The sequence below is a fragment of the Streptacidiphilus sp. EB129 genome (genome assembly GCF_041262645.1).
Classification (GTDB): domain Bacteria; phylum Actinomycetota; class Actinomycetes; order Streptomycetales; family Streptomycetaceae; genus Streptacidiphilus.
Genome location: NZ_JBGCCS010000002.1, coordinates 293,449 through 309,936 on the forward strand (window position 1 = coordinate 293,449; position 16,488 = coordinate 309,936).

16 protein-coding genes are annotated in these 16,488 nt (G+C 72.4%); 7 read left to right on the plus strand and 9 right to left on the minus strand.

Annotation, left to right across the window (positions count from 1 at the left end):
- Positions 1-32: 32 nt before the first annotated feature.
- The 4 genes from ABH925_RS03530 to ABH925_RS03545 form a co-directional block, all read right to left on the minus strand.
- Positions 33-890, minus strand: coding sequence for a methyltransferase domain-containing protein (locus tag ABH925_RS03530; RefSeq protein ID WP_370145261.1), 858 nt, complete (start codon positions 888-890; stop codon positions 33-35).
- Positions 891-966: 76 nt separating this feature from the next.
- Positions 967-1,386 (minus strand): fic family toxin-antitoxin system, toxin component, encoded by a 420-nt coding sequence (locus tag ABH925_RS03535; protein WP_370145420.1) that lies wholly within the window; start codon positions 1,384-1,386, stop codon positions 967-969.
- Positions 1,387-1,421: 35 nt separating this feature from the next.
- A complete protein-coding gene (locus ABH925_RS03540) occupies positions 1,422-1,655 on the minus strand; it encodes a toxin-antitoxin system HicB family antitoxin (protein WP_370145263.1) in 234 nt (77 codons plus the stop codon).
- A gap of 52 nt (positions 1,656-1,707) precedes the next feature.
- Complete coding sequence (locus ABH925_RS03545) at positions 1,708-3,054, minus strand: class I SAM-dependent RNA methyltransferase (protein ID WP_370145265.1); 1,347 nt, start codon at positions 3,052-3,054, stop codon at positions 1,708-1,710.
- A gap of 420 nt (positions 3,055-3,474) precedes the next feature.
- Here ABH925_RS03545 and ABH925_RS03550 point away from each other — a divergent pair, with 420 nt between their 5' ends.
- On the plus strand, positions 3,475-4,137 hold the full coding sequence (locus tag ABH925_RS03550) for a TrkA family potassium uptake protein (protein WP_370145266.1): 663 nt from the start codon (positions 3,475-3,477) through the stop codon (positions 4,135-4,137).
- Entirely contained in the window at positions 4,137-4,802 is a 666-nt protein-coding gene (locus ABH925_RS03555) for a TrkA family potassium uptake protein (protein WP_370145267.1), read from the plus strand. The genes ABH925_RS03550 and ABH925_RS03555 overlap by 1 nt, the downstream gene beginning before the upstream one ends.
- Positions 4,803-4,895: 93 nt before the next feature.
- On the opposite strand, the gene ABH925_RS03560 is transcribed toward ABH925_RS03555, so the two are convergent.
- Genes ABH925_RS03560 through ABH925_RS03575 form a run of 4 tightly spaced genes read right to left on the minus strand, consistent with a single transcriptional unit; the run spans position 4,896 to position 9,332 of the window.
- Complete coding sequence (locus tag ABH925_RS03560) at positions 4,896-5,636, minus strand: DUF3159 domain-containing protein (RefSeq protein WP_370145268.1); 741 nt, start codon at positions 5,634-5,636, stop codon at positions 4,896-4,898.
- 5 nt (positions 5,637-5,641) lie between these two features.
- Positions 5,642-6,058 (minus strand): OB-fold nucleic acid binding domain-containing protein, encoded by a 417-nt coding sequence (locus ABH925_RS03565; protein WP_370145270.1) that lies wholly within the window; start codon positions 6,056-6,058, stop codon positions 5,642-5,644.
- Positions 6,059-6,090: 32 nt separating this feature from the next.
- Complete coding sequence (locus ABH925_RS03570; RefSeq protein WP_370145271.1) at positions 6,091-6,783, minus strand: response regulator; 693 nt, start codon at positions 6,781-6,783, stop codon at positions 6,091-6,093.
- The gene (locus ABH925_RS03575) at positions 6,780-9,332 is read right to left on the minus strand and encodes an ATP-binding protein (protein WP_370145272.1); all 2,553 of its coding nucleotides are present in this window, start codon (positions 9,330-9,332) and stop codon (positions 6,780-6,782) included. Before ABH925_RS03575 ends, ABH925_RS03570 begins: the two co-directional genes overlap by 4 nt.
- Positions 9,333-9,534: 202 nt before the next feature.
- Here ABH925_RS03575 and ABH925_RS03580 point away from each other — a divergent pair, with 202 nt between their 5' ends.
- The 5 genes from ABH925_RS03580 (at position 9,535) to ABH925_RS03600 (ending at position 15,717) form a co-directional block, all read left to right on the plus strand.
- Positions 9,535-10,965 carry an amidase gene (locus ABH925_RS03580; protein ID WP_370145274.1) on the plus strand — a complete coding sequence of 477 codons (1,431 nt, stop codon included), beginning with the start codon at positions 9,535-9,537 and terminating at the stop codon, positions 10,963-10,965.
- Positions 10,966-11,506: 541 nt separating this feature from the next.
- Positions 11,507-12,844: an LLM class flavin-dependent oxidoreductase gene (locus tag ABH925_RS03585; protein WP_370145275.1), complete on the plus strand. Its 1,338-nt coding sequence runs from the start codon at positions 11,507-11,509 to the stop codon at positions 12,842-12,844.
- 48 nt (positions 12,845-12,892) lie between these two features.
- Positions 12,893-13,915 (plus strand): aliphatic sulfonate ABC transporter substrate-binding protein, encoded by a 1,023-nt coding sequence (locus ABH925_RS03590; RefSeq protein WP_370145276.1) that lies wholly within the window; start codon positions 12,893-12,895, stop codon positions 13,913-13,915.
- A gap of 21 nt (positions 13,916-13,936) precedes the next feature.
- A complete protein-coding gene (locus ABH925_RS03595; protein ID WP_370145277.1) occupies positions 13,937-14,821 on the plus strand; it encodes an ABC transporter permease in 885 nt (294 codons plus the stop codon).
- Positions 14,822-14,823: 2 nt separating this feature from the next.
- Positions 14,824-15,717, plus strand: coding sequence for an ABC transporter ATP-binding protein (locus ABH925_RS03600; RefSeq protein WP_370145278.1), 894 nt, complete (start codon positions 14,824-14,826; stop codon positions 15,715-15,717).
- Here ABH925_RS03600 and ABH925_RS03605 read toward each other — a convergent pair.
- Positions 15,696-16,424, minus strand: a complete 729-nt coding sequence (locus tag ABH925_RS03605) for an ABC transporter ATP-binding protein (protein ID WP_370145279.1) — start codon at positions 16,422-16,424, stop codon at positions 15,696-15,698. The genes ABH925_RS03600 and ABH925_RS03605 overlap by 22 nt on opposite strands.
- Positions 16,425-16,488: the final 64 nt, after the last annotated feature.

Genomic DNA, 16,488 nt, shown 5'->3' on the forward strand with positions numbered 1-16,488 from the left:
TGAGCAGGCGAAACGTCCCTCCTGACGCCGATTCATCCGTGCGCGGCGCGTGGTTCGCCGGTTCGGGTGAACACGCTGAGGGTGATCGACGCGGTGACCGGGACCGGCTCGGGCAGCGCGTCGATCCGCGCGGCGAGAGCGGTCGGGTCGGTGTGCCAGGCGCTGGGGCCCATCCCGACCACCGTGCGCACCGCCTGGTGGTCCAGCAGCAGCGGGAACGTGTGCTCGCTGCTTCCGGCCGCGTCCAGGTGCGGCCCGAGCGCCGCCGCCAGCCGTTCGTCCTTGCGGTCGTCCACACCCAGCAGGCCCAGCTCCCGCACCAGCGGCTCCAGGTGACGGGGCGTGGGCGAGACCACCAGCAGGGTGCCGCCGGGCCGCAGCACCCGGCGGATCTCGGCGCCGTTGCGCGGCGCGAAGACGTTCAGGACCACGTCGGCGGAGCCGTCCCGCAGCGGCAGCGGCCGCCAGGCGTCGCAGACCACCGCACCCAGCCGGGAATGGGCCCGCGCGGCCCGGCGCAGCGCGAACTTGGAGATGTCCAGTGCGATCCCGCGCGCCGACGGACGGCTGTCCAGCACCGCCGCCAGGTAGTGACCGGTGCCCGCGCCCAGGTCCACCACACAGTCGACGTGCCCGGGGACGGCGGCCGCCAGCGCCGAGGCGATCGGCGCGTAGTGACCGGACCCGAGGAAGGCGTCCCGTGCCGCGACCATGGCCGCGGTGTCCCCGGTTCCGGTGTGCGCGTCACCGGGCAGCAGGCTGGCGTAGCCCTGCCGGGCGATGTCGAAGGAGTGCCCATCGGCGCAGCGCAGCGCCCCACCGTCCGGCGTGTACCCGAGCGGCTCCCGGCAGTGGGGGCAGACCAGGTACTCCACGATGTCCTGCAGCACGCGCCGTTCCTCGCCCTTCGGTCGTTCGGTCGTTGACTCGTCTTCGGCCGTTCAGTCGGCAGAGATGGGGCCCGGGCTAGGACGACTCGCCGTCCCCCTCGCCCTCGGAGCCGTCGGATCCCTCCGTCCCGTCCTCGCCGGCCGGGTCCGGCAGCTGGTCGACGATCCAGCCGGCCAGCCGTTCGGCCACGCCGTCCACGCCGATCCGGCCCTCGCGCAGCGCGCGGGCCAGGCTGCGCATCTCGCGGGTGGTGGTGGCGACGTTGGCGCCGCCCGCGACCAGGTAGGCGAACGCGACGGCGGTGGCGAACAGCTCGTTGTTGCGTTCGAGTGCGGGCACCCGGATGAGCTGGTGCATCAGAGCCGCCGCGCGGTCCTCCGGCTCCGGGTAGACCAGGACGTCGAAGATCTCGGCCTGATGCCTGGTCACCGCCGCGACCAGGGAGCCGTAGTCGGTGACCCGCGGGTCACCGGGGGTGTACTGCTCGGCCGCCATCAGCAGCCAGGACAGGTCGATCTCGACGTTCACGGTCAACGGCGTCGGCCCGTCGCCTCGTGCTCACCGAACTCGGCGAGGAAGGCGGCCTCGTACTCCTTCATGAACTGCGCGGCCGCGTCCAGGAAGACCCGCCCGGTCTCGCCCATGTCCTGCTGGACCAGCTTCTCGATGTACTGGTTCATGCTGATCCCCTCCTGTTCCGCCCTGGCCCGGGCAATCTCCGCGGTGGTGGCGTCCACCCTCACGTTCAGCTGCTTCTTCGTCATACCTCCAAGCTAGCGCGATTCCGCTAGCACGCAAGGGCTGACGCGCAGGCAACTATCCCGCCACGGGCTCCAGGACGGCCACGCACTCGAAGTGGTGCGTCATCGGAAACAGGTCGAACGCCCGCAGGCTGACCGGGCGGTAGCCGGCGTCGGCAAAGAAGGCCAGGTCACGGGCGAGCGCCGCCGGGTCGCAGGCCACGTAGGCGATCCGGCGCGGGGTGAGACCGGCCAGGTGGCGCACGGTGTCCCGGCCCGCGCCGGAGCGCGGCGGGTCCAGCACCACCAGATCGGTCTCGGTGATCCCGGTACGCGGCAGCAGCCGCTCGACCCGGTCGCACTCGATCCGGACCCGGCCGTCACCGATCAGGTCGGCGAGGTTGTGCCGGGCGTCCGCCACCGACTGCTTGGAGGACTCGATGCCGAGCACCGCGCCGTCCTCGCCGAGCTGGTCCGCGAGCGCCCCGGCGAACAGCCCGACCCCGCAGTAGAGGTCCAGCGCGTTCTCGCCCTCCTGCGGGTCCAGACCCTCCAGCACCGCCGAGACCAGCAGGTCGGGCGCCTCCGGGTGGATCTGCCAGAAGCCACCGTCGCTGACCCGCCAGGTCCGGCCGGCCGCGCGCTCGCGCACAAAGGCGCGCCCGTGCACCCGGTGCACGCCCCCGTGGTCGTCGATCCGCTGCACCGAGACCGGGCGGTCCAGCTCCACGATCGGCAGCCGCGCGCCCTCACGCGGGGTCAGGATCACTTGGCGGTCCGAGGAACCGGTCGCCGCCACGGCCTCCACCGACGCCATCCCGTTCCAGGACCGCGCCTCCACGCCCAGCTCGCTGACGCCCGGTGCGGCGATCATGCAGTGGTCGATCGGCTGCACCTCGTGCGAGCGGTGCCGACGCAGCCCCGCCTCACCGCTGACCGGGTCGATCGCGTACTGCACCCGGGTCCGCCACTGCGGCACCACACCGGCCGGCAGCTTGCCGCCGACCGGTTCCACGCTGCCGTCCCAGCCCGCCTCGGCCGGGGTCAGCTTCGCCAGCTGCCGCAACTGCTCGGTGAGCACCTGCACCTTGAGCTTGCGCTGGGCACCCGGGGTGGCGTGCTGCCAGTCGCAGCCGCCGCAGCGGCCGGGGCCGGCGAAGGCGCAGGGCGGCTTGACCCGGTCCTTGGACGCCTGCAGCACCTCCACCGCGTCGGCCCGCAGGAACCGGGACGCCTCGGTGCCGTCGGTCACCTCGACGAGCACCCGCTCACCCGGCAGGGCATGGCGGACGAACAGCACCCGGCCGTCGTGCCGGGCCACGCAGTGGCCGCCGTGGGCGACCGGGCCCACCTCGACCTCGAACCGCTGCCCGACCAGCGAGGGTGCGTCGGTTGCCGCGGGGGTCCTGCCAGGGGGTGTCACGCTTGGCTGTCCTTGCTGTCGGTCGCCGCAGTGCCGGACTTCACGGCATCGGCTGAGTGCAGCCAGGGTACCGAGACCGCCCACACGCCGGGGCGCAGCGCGCGGCGGACCATCGATCCAGTGGCCGAAACGGACTTAGCGCCTACGATTTCTCTGCATCTGGCAGCCAAACACCTGCCGAACAACCCGAATCGATCTCCGGAAGATTGCGGATTGGTTTCGTCGCGCTGTGAGTTCGCTCGCCCTCCAGCGGCCGTTCGGGCTGTCGCAGCGCCACAACCAGCACATTGGCGGGTGTAGGCACCCCGGTTCGGAGGGTACGGCGGTTGTGTCATTGGCGCGCGAGGGTGCGACCCTGGTGCGGGCACCCGCTAAGCCGGTGTCAAGATCGAGCCGGGACATCACTCCGGAAGGACGGGCGTGCACATCGTCATCATGGGTTGCGGTCGCGTGGGCTCTGCCCTCGCGCGCACCCTGGAGAAGCAGGGGCACTCGGTCGCCATCGTCGACCAGGACCCCACGGCGTTCCGCCGTCTCGGTTCGGGATTCGCGGGCAAGCGGGTGACCGGGGTCGGGTTCGACCAGGACACGCTCCGCGAGGCGGGCATCGAAGAGGCGGGCGCGTTCGCAGCGGTCAGCAGCGGCGACAACTCCAACATCATCGCCGCACGGGTGGCCCGGGAGAACTTCGGCGTCGAGAACGTCGCGGCCCGGATCTACGACCCGCGGCGTGCCGAGGTCTACCAGCGGCTGGGTATCTCCACCGTGGCCACGGTGCGTTGGACCGCCGACCAGATGCTGCGCCGGCTGCTGCCCAGCGGCGCCGAGCCGCACTGGCAGGACGCGAGCGGCACCGTCCAGCTGGCCGAGGTCCCGGTCGCCCCCGCCTGGATCGGCCACCGGCTGTCCAAGCTGGAGCTGGCCGCCGAGGTGCGCGTGGCCTTCATCACCCGCCTCGGGGTGGGCACCCTGCCCACGTCGGAGACGGTGCTGCAGGAGGGCGACCTCGTGCACATGATGATGCGCACCCACGACCTCGCCGCCGTCGAGGCCGTGTTCGCGAAGGGTCCGGAGGAGCACTGATGCGGGTAGCCATTGCCGGAGCCGGCGCGGTGGGACGATCCATCGCGGGTGAGCTGCTGGAGAACGGCCACGAGGTCCTGCTCGTGGACAAGAACCCCAAGTCCATCTCGGTGGAACGGGTACCGCAGGCCGAGTGGCTGCTCGCGGACGCCTGCGAGATCACCGCGCTGGACGAGGCGGCGCTGCAGCGCTGCAACGTCGTCATCGCCGCGACCGGGGACGACAAGGTCAACCTGGTCGTCTCGCTGCTGGCGAAGACCGAGTACGGGGTGCCCCGGGTGGTCGCCCGGGTGAACAACCCCAAGAACGAGTGGCTGTTCAACGAGGCCTGGGGCGTGGACGTGGCCGTGTCCACGCCGCGGCTGATGTCCGCGCTGGTCGAGGAGGCGGTGAGCGTCGGTGACCTGGTCCGGCTGATGCGCTTCAGCCAGGGCGAGGCCAACCTGGTCGAAATGACCCTGTCGGCCGACGCCGCGGCGGTGGGCACCCGGGTCGGCGACGTCCAGTGGCCCGAGGACACCGCGCTGGTCACGATCATCCGCGAGGGCCGGGTGCTGGTGCCCAGCGGCAGCGACACCCTGGAGGGCGGCGACGAGCTGCTCTTCGTCGCCAACGCCGAGCGCGAGGCAGAGCTCGAAGCGTTGCTGCAGACCACGGCGGCCTGAAAGGGCAGCGGGGCGCGGGGAACTGTGTTGCCAGGCCTCTACGGAGGTGCTTGGTTGGCAGCGCAGTTCCCCGCGCCCCTCAGGTGGTGCGACTCAGGGTCTGCTGGTGACCGCTTCTTCGTCGACGGCTGGTTCCGGATCGGCCTGTTCCTCCTCCGCCTTGATGGGCGGTGGGGCCTTGGCCAGGATCAGCCAGGTGACGTAGATCGCCAGCAGCAGCGGCGGGATGCCGAGCGCTACCTTCAGCCAGCCCAGCAGGTTGACGTTGTGCGAGAAGTAGAGCGGGAACAGCAGCACCGGCTTGACCGCCATCAGCCCCGCCCAGAGCCAGGTGGCCTTGGTGTAGGCGCGCATCCGGCCCGGGTTCTGGGTCCGCCAGGTGAACATCTCGCCGGTGATCGGCCCGAGCATCACCCCGATGGCCGGCCAGCGGACCAGCGCCGAGACGGCGTAGGCCGCGCACAGCGCGACGTTCCAGAGCAGCCCCGGCAGGTAGAAGTTCTCCGCCTTGCCGGACTTCATCGCGATGAACGCCCCGATGGCCACGCCGAACACGCCGCTGAAGGCGTGCTGCAGGGTCTCCCGGCGCAGCAGCCGCACCACGGCGAGCAGGGCGCTCAGCCCCAGCGCGCACCAGGAGGCGGTGGCGACCTGGTGGCTCAGGTTGTAGGCCACGATGAAGACCAGGCCCGGAACCGTCGTGTCGACCATGCCGCGTACCCCGCCGAAGGCCTTCTTCAGGGTGTCGGCGGCCTCCTTGGAGGCCGCCTCGCGTGCTGCCGCGTCCGCCTCCGAGAGCTCTTCCTCAGCGGCGGCGTGTCGTCCTCTGGTCAACAGACCTACTCCGATCCGGCGGGTCGCAGCTCGTACCGGGGGTTGAAGAGCACCCGGCGTCCCCGGGCGTGGCTGACCCGGCCGTGGGCCACCAGGCGGCGGCCCGGCTCGATACCGGCGATGGCGCGACGGCCCAGCCAGACCACGTCCAGGGCGTCGGTGCCGTCGAACAGCTCCGCCTCCAGGGCGGGCACGCCGGCCCTCGGCCGCAGCGTCACCGCGCGCAGGGTGCCGGTCACGGTGACCTCCTGGCGGTCCTGGCAGGCCGCTATCGGGGTGCAGCCCGCGTCCACCGCCCGCCTGCGCTGCTCCTCGGCCTGCAGCTCCTCGGCCTGGAGCTCCTCGTTGCTGGCGGAGAGCCGGCCGAACATCCGGCGCAGCATTCCGCCCTGCGGCCGGTCACCGCGGTTGTCAGCACTCATGCACCGAAGGGTACCGTCCCGACCGCCCCGGATCACTGCTCGAAGCGGTAGCCCATGCCCGGTTCGGTGATGAAGTGCCGGGGATGCGCCGGGTCGGCCTCCAGCTTGCGGCGCAGCTGGGCCATGTACACCCGGAGGTAGTTCGTCTCGGTGCCGTAGGCGGGGCCCCAGACCTCCTGGAGCAGCTGCTTCTGGCTGACCAGGCGGCCGGCGTTGCGGACCAGGACCTCCAGCAGGTGCCACTCGGTGGGCGTGAGCCGGACGTCCGCGCCGTCGCGCTGCACCCGTTTGGCGACCAGGTCGACGGTGAACGACGCGGTGTTGACGACCGCCTCGTCCGGGTCGGTGCCGACCGGGGCGGCCCGGCGCACCGCCGCGCGCAGCCGGGCCAGCAGCTCGTCCATGCCGAACGGCTTGGTGACGTAGTCGTCCGCGCCGGCGTCCAGGGCCTCGACCTTCTCGTCCGAGGCGTGCCGGGCCGAGAGCACGATCACCGGGATCTTGGTCCAGCCGCGCAGTCCGCGGATCACCTGGGTGCCGTCCATGTCCGGCAGGCCCAGGTCGAGCAGCACCACGTCGGGGTGGCGCGCGGCGGCCAGCTCCAGCGCGGACGCGCCGTCCTGCGCCGCGTCGACCTCGTAGCCGCGCGCCCTCAGGTTGATCACCAGGGCGCGGACGATCTGCGGTTCGTCATCGACGACCAGGACCCGGGTCGCACCACTCATGCCACGCTGCCTTTCGAACGCTCGGGACTGCGGACCGGCTGCTCGACGGTGAGCAGGGTGAACACCATGGTCAGACCGCCACCGGGGGTGTCCTCGGCGCTGAGGCTACCGCCCATGGACTCGACGAAACCGCGGGCGACCGCGAGTCCGAGGCCCACTCCGGCTCCGCGCGGGGCGTCGCCGTGGCGCTGGAACGGTTCGAACACCTTGTCCTTCGCCTCGTCCGGGATCCCCGGTCCGTGGTCGGCCACCCGTACCTCGACCCGGCGGCCCCTGCCGGGCAGTCGCAGCACGCTTCCGGAGACCAGGACCTGGCCCTTGCCCTGGTACTTCACCGCGTTCTCGACCACGTTGGCGAGCGCGCGTTCGAGCAGTCCGGGATCGCCGGAGAGCATCGGCAGGTCCTCGGGGATGGTGCTGCGCACCGCCCCGGCCGGGACGCCGAGCAGCGCCATCGGCACCACCTCGTCCAGGTCGAACTCGCGCACCAGCGGCACCACGGTGCCGGTCTGCAGCCGGCTCATGTCCAGCAGGTTCCCGATCAGGTGGTCCAGCCGGTCCGCGCCCTCCTCGATGCCGGCCAGCAGTTCGGCCTCGTCCTCGGCGCTCCAGGACACGTCCCCGGCACGCAGCGAGGACACCGACGCCTTGATGCCGGCGAGCGGGGTGCGCAGGTCGTGCGAGACGGCGGCCAGCAGCGCGGTGCGGATCCGGTTGCCCTCGGCCTGGCGGCGGGCCCTGGCCGCCTCCTCGCCCAGCCGGCGCCGGTCCAGCACCACGGCGGCCTGGGCGGCGAATGCGCCCAGCACCCGTCGGTCGGCGGCCGGCAGCACCCGTCCGGACAGGGCCAGCGCCAGCCGCTCGCCCACCGGGACGTCCACGTCGGCGTCCTCGGGGCGGCTGACCGGGTGCGGTCCGACCGCGCCCTCGCAGTTCCACGGGCCGAAGTCCTCGTGCCGCTCCAGCAACGCGACGGACTCCATCTGGAAGGTCTCCTGGACCCGCTCCAGCAGCGCCGGAAGCGCCTTCTCGCCGCTGAGCACGCTGCCGGCGAGGAAGCTCAGGGTCTCGGCCTCGGCCCGGCTGCGGGCCGCCTCGGCGGTCCTGCGGGCGGCCAGGTCCACCACGTAGGCCACCGAGAGGGCCACGCCCAGGAAGACCGTGATGGCCAGCAGGTTCTGCGGGTCGTTGACGCTGAGCGTGTGCAGCGGCGGGGTGAAGAACCAGTTGATCAGCAGCGTGCCGACCAGGGCCGACACCAGCGCCGGGAACAGCCCGCCGAGCAGCGCCGCGGCCACGGTCAGGCCGAGGTAGAAGAGCATGTCGGTGCTGCCGGACTTGGTACTGCCGCCCAGCGCCGTGACGATCCAGGTGAACGCGAACGGACCGGCCACCCCCACCAGCCAGCCGGACAGGCTGCGGGCGAAGCCCAGCCGGGCGATCCGGCCCATCGGCCGCATCTTGCCCTTGGCGACGTGCTCGTGGGTGACGATGTGGACGTCGATGTCCCCGGACTCGCGGGCCACGGTCGCGCCCACGCCCGGCCCGAGGACCCACTGCCAGGCCTTGCGGCGACTGCTGCCGAGCACGATCTGGGTGGCGTTCACGCCACGGGCGAACTCCAGCAGCGCGTCCGCGGCGCTGTCGCCGAGCACCGAGTGGAAGCTGCCGCCCAGGTCCTCGACCAGGGCCCGCTGCACGGTCAGCTCCTGCGGCGAGGCGCCGGTCAGCCCGTCGCTCCTGGCCACGTAGACGGCGAGGATCTCGGTGCCGGAGCCCTTGGCGGCGATCCGGGCCGCCCTGCGGATCAGGGTCCGTCCCTCGGGGCCGCCGGTCAGGCCGACCACGATCCGCTCGCGGGCCTGCCAGGTGGAGTCGATGTGGTTCTCTTCGCGGTACTTCTGCAGGTACTCGTCGACCCGGTCGGCGGTCCACAGCAGGGCCAGTTCGCGCAGCGCGGTGAGGTTGCCCGGACGGAAGTAGTTGGACAGCGCCGCGTCCACCTTCTCCGGGGCGTAGACGTTGCCGTGCGCCAGCCGCCGGCGCAGCGCCTGCGGGGTCATGTCGACCAGCTCGATCTGGTCGGCGCGGCGGACCACCTCGTCGGGGACGGTCTCCTGCTGGCGTACCCCGGTGATGCCCTCGACCGCGTCCAGCAGCGACTCCAGGTGCTGGATGTTCACCGCGGAGATCACGTCGATGCCCGCGTCCAGCAGTTCCTGGACGTCCTGCCAGCGCTTGGCGTTGCGCGAGCCGGGGATGTTGGTGTGCGCCAGCTCGTCCACCAGGGCCACGGCGGGACGGCGGGCCAGCACCGCGTCGACGTCCATCTCCGGGAAGTCGCTCCCCCGGTAGGACATGGTGCTCCGGGGCACCACCTCCAGGCCGTCGATGAGCGAGGCGGTGTGCTCGCGGCCGTGCGTCTCCACGAACCCGACCACCACGTCGGTGCCCCGGCCCAGCCTGCGGTGTGCCTCACCGAGCATGGCGCAGGTCTTGCCGACCCCGGGGGCCGCCCCCAGATAGATCCTCATCCTGCCGCGTGCCATGTCCGTCATTCCTCGTCAGCTCGTCCCCCGCCGAGAGTACGGGAACACCAGCACGGGACCAGCAGCTGAGGACGGGTCCGGCCATCGGATTAGCGACATCTTGACAACTCGACTACGCCGATCGAAGGTCTGGTCCACTCCCCCCGGCCGGTGCGAGGATCGCTGACAGAGCGAGTACCGCAACCATGCGAGGGGATCCGCAATGACGCAGCTCCACGACCTGACCGCACGGGAACAGGGCGAGTTGATCAGCACCGGGAAGCTCTCCCCGGTCGAGCTGACCGACCACTACCTGGACCGCATCGACCGGCACAACGCCACCGTCGGCGCGTACATCACGGTCACCCCGGAGCTGGCCCGGAGCCAGGCGGCACAGGCCGAGGCGGACGTGGCGGCGGCGCGCCGCGAGGACCGGCCGCTGTCGCCGCTGCACGGGGTGCCGATCCCGGTCAAGGACCTCAACTTCGTCGCCGGGGTGCGGGCCACCCTGGGCTCCGCCGCCTTCGCCGAACACGTCCCGGACGTCGACGACCACGTGGTCACCCGGCTGCGCGCGGCCGGAACGGTCATGCTCGGAAAGACCAACACGCCCGAGTTCGGGCTGCCCAGCTACACCGAGAACCAGGTCGCCCCGCCCGCCCGCACCCCCTGGGGCCTGGAGTACTCGGCCGGCGGGTCCAGCGGCGGCGCGGGCGCGGCGGTGGCCTCCGGGCTGGCGCCGATAGCGCACGGCAGCGACGGCGGCGGATCCATCCGGATCCCAGCCTCGGTCTGCGGGCTGTTCGGGATCAAGCCGAGCCGGGGCCGGGTGAGCAGCGGCCCGACGCTCTACGACATCAGCGGCCTGAGCACCAGCGGACCGCTGGCCCGTACCGTGGCCGACGCCGCCACGCTGCTGGACGTGATGGCCGGGGCGATGCCCGGCGACTGCTACACGGCACCGGCTCTGCCGCCCGGCGAGACCTTCGCCGACCAGGCCGACCGCGAGCCGGGCAGCCTGCGGATCGCGGTGATCACGACCCCGCCGGTGCCCGGCCTGGAGGTCCACCGCGACTGCGTCACCGCCACCGAGAACGCCGCCGAGCTGCTGTCCTCGCTCGGACACCGCCCGGAACCCCTGGAGCTGCCCGCCGACGACACCCTGCGCCGGGTGTTCCAGCAGGTGTGGGGGGTGATGGCGACCCAGCGTCCGGTCGCCCCCGAGCTGGAGGACCAGCTGATGCCGCTGACCCGGCATCTGCGGGCGCAGGGCCTGGGCGTCTCCGGGCCCGACTTCGCCACCGCGCTCTACACCTTCCGCGCGGTCGGCGCGCTGGTGGCGGCGCTGCAGCAGGACTACGACGTGATCCTCACACCGACCCTGGCCCAGCCGCCCGCCCTGGTCGGCGGCCTGCGCGCGGACGAGGACCCGGAGCTGGAGTTCGCCCGGATCACCGCGTTCACACCGTTCACCCCGCTCTACAACGCCACCGGGCAGCCGTCGGTCAGCCTGCCGCTGCACTGGACCGAGGACGGCCTGCCGGTCGGCGTGATGCTGGGCGGCCGCTACGGCGACGAGGCGACCCTGATCTCGCTCTCCGCCCAGCTGGAGCGGGCCCGTCCGTGGGCCGCCCGCAAGCCCGCGATCTGGTAGCACCCCACACACCTCTCAGCCGCACGCGCCGGGGCGCGGGGCCCGCCCCGCGCCCCCGGCCTCGTCCACAGCCACGCCCGCCACGCCCGCGGCCTGTTCCACCACCCCCGTCCGGCCGCCCCGGAGGCCGGGTGGCGGCGGTTCGCGGAAACGCCATGCCGCCGTAACACGCGTCCATTGACCGGCCGAAGGCTGGTTGCGACGATCTGCGCATGACATCGACGCGCTGTTCGAACTGTCCCGGCTGCCGGTAGTCCCCACGCGGCACCGGCGCTCCCGTCCCGCTGAGGACCGCCGACCGCAGCTGCCGTTCGCACCCGACGCCACCGCCGCGGTATCCACAGGAATCACCGGCACCACCAGGATCTCTGGCACCTGTGGCATCGCCCGGATCATCAGCATCCTCCCCGGACCGGGCCGTCGCCGCCCGGTCTGATCCGTCACCCCGTCACCCCGTGACCATCCCGGGGCATCCGCACGTCCCGTCCTGCCCGCGCACGGGTCGATCCCGTGCCCTCTCCTGCCTTCGGAGCGCTTCCGCATGTCCGCACCCGACCGACAACTGCATCTCAACCTCTTCCTGATGGGCGTCGGCCACCACGAGGCCGCCTGGCGCCACCCCCGCACCAATCCCGAGCACCTCTCCTCACTGGCGCACTTCCAGAGGCTCGCGGCCACCGCCGAGGCGGCCGGCTTCGACTCCGTCTTCCTCGCCGACGGCGTCGAGGGGCCCGACCCGGCCCGGGGCAACGCCTGGATCAGCCACTTCGAGCCGTTCACGCTGCTGGCCGCGCTCGCGGTGAGCACCGAGCGGATCGGGCTGATCGGCACCGTCTCCACCGGCTTCACCGAGCCCTACAACCTGGCCCGCCAGTTCGCCTCGCTGGACCACCTCAGCAACGGCCGGGCCGGATGGAACATCGTCACCTCGGCCGGCGACCGCGCCGCCCGCAACTTCAACCGCACCGCCAACCAGGAGCACGCGGTGCGCTACCAGCGCGCGGCCGAGTACCTCGACGTGGTCGAGTCGCTCTGGGACAGCTGGGAGGACGACGCCCTGGTGCTGGACCGGGCCGGTGGCGTGCTGACCGACCCGTCGAAGCTGCACGAGATCAACCATCGCGGCGAGCACTTCCAGGTGCTCGGCCCGCTGAACATCCCCCGCGGCCCGCAGGGGCGCCCGCTGCTGGTGCAGGCGGGCAGCTCCCAGGACGGCAGGGCCTTCGCCGCCGCGCACGCCGAGGCGGTGTTCACCGCGCAGCAGACCCTGGACGAGGGCCAGGAGTTCTACGCCGACCTCAAGCGCCGGGCCGCCGCACTCGGCCGTACCCCGGATTCGATCGTGGTGCTGCCCGGCATCGTCCCGGTCATCGGATCCACCGAGGCCGAGGCCAAGGCGCTGGACCAGGAGCTGGACGAGCTGATCAACCCGGCCCGGGCGATCGCCACCCTCTCCACGCTGCTCGGAGTCGACCTGACCGACCACCCGCTCGACGCCCCGCTTCCGCCGCTGCCGCCGGTGTCGGCCATCAACGGCGCCAAGAGCCGGTTCGAACTGGTCCGGGACCTGGCCGAACGCGACGGGCTGACGCTGCGCCAGCTCGTCGGCCGACTCGGCGGAGGGCGCGGACACCAGGTGCTGCCCGGTACGCCGGAGCAGATCGCCGACCACATCGAACACTGGTTCACCCATGGCGCGGCGGACGGCTTCAACGTGATGCCGCCGATCCTGCCCGAGGGTCTGGACCTGTTCGCCGAGCACGTGGTGCCGCTGCTGCGCGAACGCGGACTGTTCCGCCACGAGTACCAGGGGACGACCCTGCGCGACCACTACGGGCTCGCCCGACCCGTCAACCGCTACACCGCCGCCACGGCCTGACCGGCCCCGACCCCCATCTCCCGCCCGACCGAGCCAAGGACGACGACCATGCGTACCGGACTGTCCAGAACCCTCGCCCTGCCCGCCCTCGCGGCCCTGCTGCTGTCCCTGACCACCGGCTGCGGCGGATCCGCCTCGGCCAACGCGGGCGGCAACGGGCCGGGACAGGTCACCATCCGCGTCGGCGACCAGGGCAAGCAGGTGCTCACCCTGCTGCAGAGCGCGGGCGAACTCGACCATCTCCCCTACCGGGTGGAGTTCGACCAGTTCAACAGCGGCCCCCTGGTCAACCAGGCGCTCTCGGCCGGGGCGCTGGACTTCGGCGTGATGGGCGACACCCCGGCCATCTTCGCCGCCGCCGCCGGCCTCCCGATCGACGTGGTGGCGGCCAGCCACACCGTCGGCCCCGGGTACACCCTGCTGGCCCGGGCCGGATCGGGCATCCACACCCTGGCCGACCTCAAGGGCCGCAAGGTGGCCTACTCCAAGGGCACCGCCAACCAGGGCTTCCTGATCCAGGCACTGGCCACCGCCGGCCTCAAGCAGCAGGACGTCACCCCGGTGGACGTGCCGCTGCAGAACATCGGCTCGGTGCTCGAATCCGGGACCGTGGACGCCGCCACGGTGGCCGCCCAGGACCTGGTCAGCTACTCCTCCGCGCATCCGGACGCGGTAAAGCTGATCAACGGCTCCCAGGTGTCCTCCGGGTACGCCTTCTACCTGGCGAGCCGTCAGGCCCTCGGCAACGCGGCCGAACGCACCGCGCTCAAGGACCTGGTGAGCCGGATCATCAAGGCCACCAGTTGGGCCCGGTCGCATCCGGACGCCTGGATCGACGCCTACTACGTCAAGGTCGACAAGCAGACCCCCGCCGTGGGGAAGCTGGTCTGGCAGAACTCCGGCGAGACCAGGTTCGCTCCGGTCGACCAGACCGTGATCGGCGCCCAGCAGCGGCAGGCGGACCTGTTCCTGGCGAACGGTCAACTCCCTGGGAAGGTCGACGTCGGCGGCGAGTTCCCGGCCGACGTCGAGCAGGAGTTCAGCGCCCTCGTCGCAGCCAACCAGAACTGACCGGGAAGGGACGGACCGACCATGGCGACCACCGTCGCGGCACCCACCACACCACCCGCACCCACCACAGCTCCCGCGCCCGGCGCTCCGGCGCTCCGTCTGGTCGACGCGGCGACCCTCGGCAGCTCCCGCCGCCGGCGGCTGCCGCTGCCGCCCTGGCTGCGCCGGCTGGCCGGCCCCGCCCTGGTGCTGGCCGTCTGGCAGTTGCTCGGGACGCTGGGGCAGATCAACCCGCGGATCCTCGCCACGCCCGCGCAGGTCGCCACGGCCGGCTGGCAGCTGGCCGGCGACGGCGAGCTGGGCAGCAACCTGCTGGCCTCGCTGCAGCGGGTCGCCGTCGGCCTGCTGATCGGGGTCGGCCTGGGCGTGCTGCTGGCCGTCGTGGCCGGGCTGTTCCGGATCGGCGAGGAGCTGGTGGACTCCACCATGCAGATCGTCCGGGCGCTGCCGGTGCTCGGCCTGCTGCCGCTGATGATCATCTGGTTCGGGGTGGGCGAGGCCCCGAAGATCGCGCTGGTGGCCTTCGCCGCCGCCTGCCCGGTCTACGTCAACACCTACGCGGGCATCCGCGGGGTGGAGAGCCGGCTGGTCGAGGCCGGCCGGGTACTGGGCCTGGGCCGGCTGGGCCTGATCCGGCACGTGATCCTGCCGGGCGCGGTGCCCGGTTTCCTGGTCGGCCTGCGGTTCGCGCTGACCAGCGCCTGGCTGGTAATCATCATCGCCGAGCAGCTCAACGCGACCAGTGGCATCGGCTACCTGATGAACCAGGCCCAGTCCTGGTACCGCACCGACATCATCGTGCTCGGGCTGCTCATCTACGGCCTGCTCGGCCTGCTCGCCGACGCCGTCGTCCGCCTGCTGGAGCGTCGCCTGCTGGTCTGGCGCCGCGGATTCAACGGAGCCTGACCATGACCACCACACTCGACAGCGCACGTCACGGCACTGCGCACCACGACACCGCGCCCGATGCCCCGGCGCCCAGCGGCCTCGCCGTCCGGGCCACCGGCCTGCACCGCTCGTTCGACGGCCGGGAGGTGCTGGCCGGTATCGACCTGACACTGCACCAGGGGGAGTTCCTGGCCCTGCTCGGCCGCAGCGGCTCCGGCAAGAGCACCCTGCTGCGTGCGATGGCGGGCCTCGACCCGGACTACACCGGCGAGCTGCTGGTCCCCGAGCGCCGCTCGGTGGTGTTCCAGGACCACCGGCTGCAGCCCTGGAAGCGGGTGCTGGACAACGTCGTCCTCGGCCTGCCACGAGCGGGCGCCCGGGAGGCCGGGCTGACGGCGCTGGCCGAGGTCGGCCTGGCCGACCGTGCCCGCGACTGGCCGATCACCCTGTCCGGCGGCGAGGCGCAACGCGCGGCGCTGGCCCGCGCCCTGGTCCGTGAGCCGCAACTACTGCTGCTGGACGAGCCCTTCGGCGCGCTGGACGCGCTCACCCGGATCCGGATGCACGCCCTGCTGCGCGAGCTGTGCCGCCGCCACCGCCCGGCCGTACTGCTGGTGACGCACGACGTGGACGAGGCGATCAGGCTGGCGGACCGGGTGATCGTCCTGACCGACGGTCGGCTCGGCCCGGCCCGCGAGGTGCGGCTGCCGGAGCCCAGGCCCCGCAGCTCGGCCGGCTTCGCCGCCCTGCGGACCGAGCTGCTGGCCGAGCTCGGCGTCACCGAGGACCCGGGGGAGGCCACCCCCGCCGGCCGGGACGACCGGGACGGTGCCGACGACCTCGACCCCCGTGACGGCACGGACAGCACGGACGGCAGGGACCGCACGGACGGTCAGGACGCCTCGACGATGTGACCGTCCTGCAGGTCGAGCACCCGGTCGGCCAGTTCCATCAACTGCGGGTCGTGGGTGGCGACCAGCGCGGTCACGCCCTCACTGCGGACCACGGCCCGCAGCAGCTGCATGATGGACCGTCCGGTGTCCGAGTCCAGCTGGCCGGTCGGCTCGTCGGCGATGATCAGCGCGGGCTGGTTGGCCAGCGCCCTGGCGATGGCCACCCGCTGCTGCTGGCCGCCGGACAGCTCGCCGGGGCGCTGGTCGACGTGGTCCGCCAGGCCGACCAGGGCCAGCAGTTCCCGTACCCGCTCCTCACGCTCGGCCGCCGGGACGCGTCGCAGCCGCATCGGGACGCCGACGTTCTCGGCGGCGGTGAGGATCGGGATCAGTCCGAAGGACTGGAAGATGAAGCCGATCCGGTCCCGGCGCAGTTCCAGCAGCCCGGCCTCGCCGAGCTCGGAGAGGTCCCTGCCGTCGACCATGATCCGGCCCGAGCTGGGCCGGTCCAGGCCGCCGACGAGGTTCAGCAGGGTGGTCTTGCCGGAGCCCGAGCGGCCCTTGAGCGCCGTCAGCTTGCCGCGCCCGGCGCTGAAGGACACCCCGCGCAGCGCGTGCACCGCCGTGGCTCCACCGCCGAACGTCCGGGTCACCTCCCGCACCTCGACCATGGCCGTCCCGGCCGCCAGTACCCCGGTCGCGCCCTCGGACGCGGTACTCCCGCTCATCGCTCCCCCTCGGAGTGGTGCCGGCGCCCGCGTGGTCACCGGATCGGGCCATAGTGCGACGCGA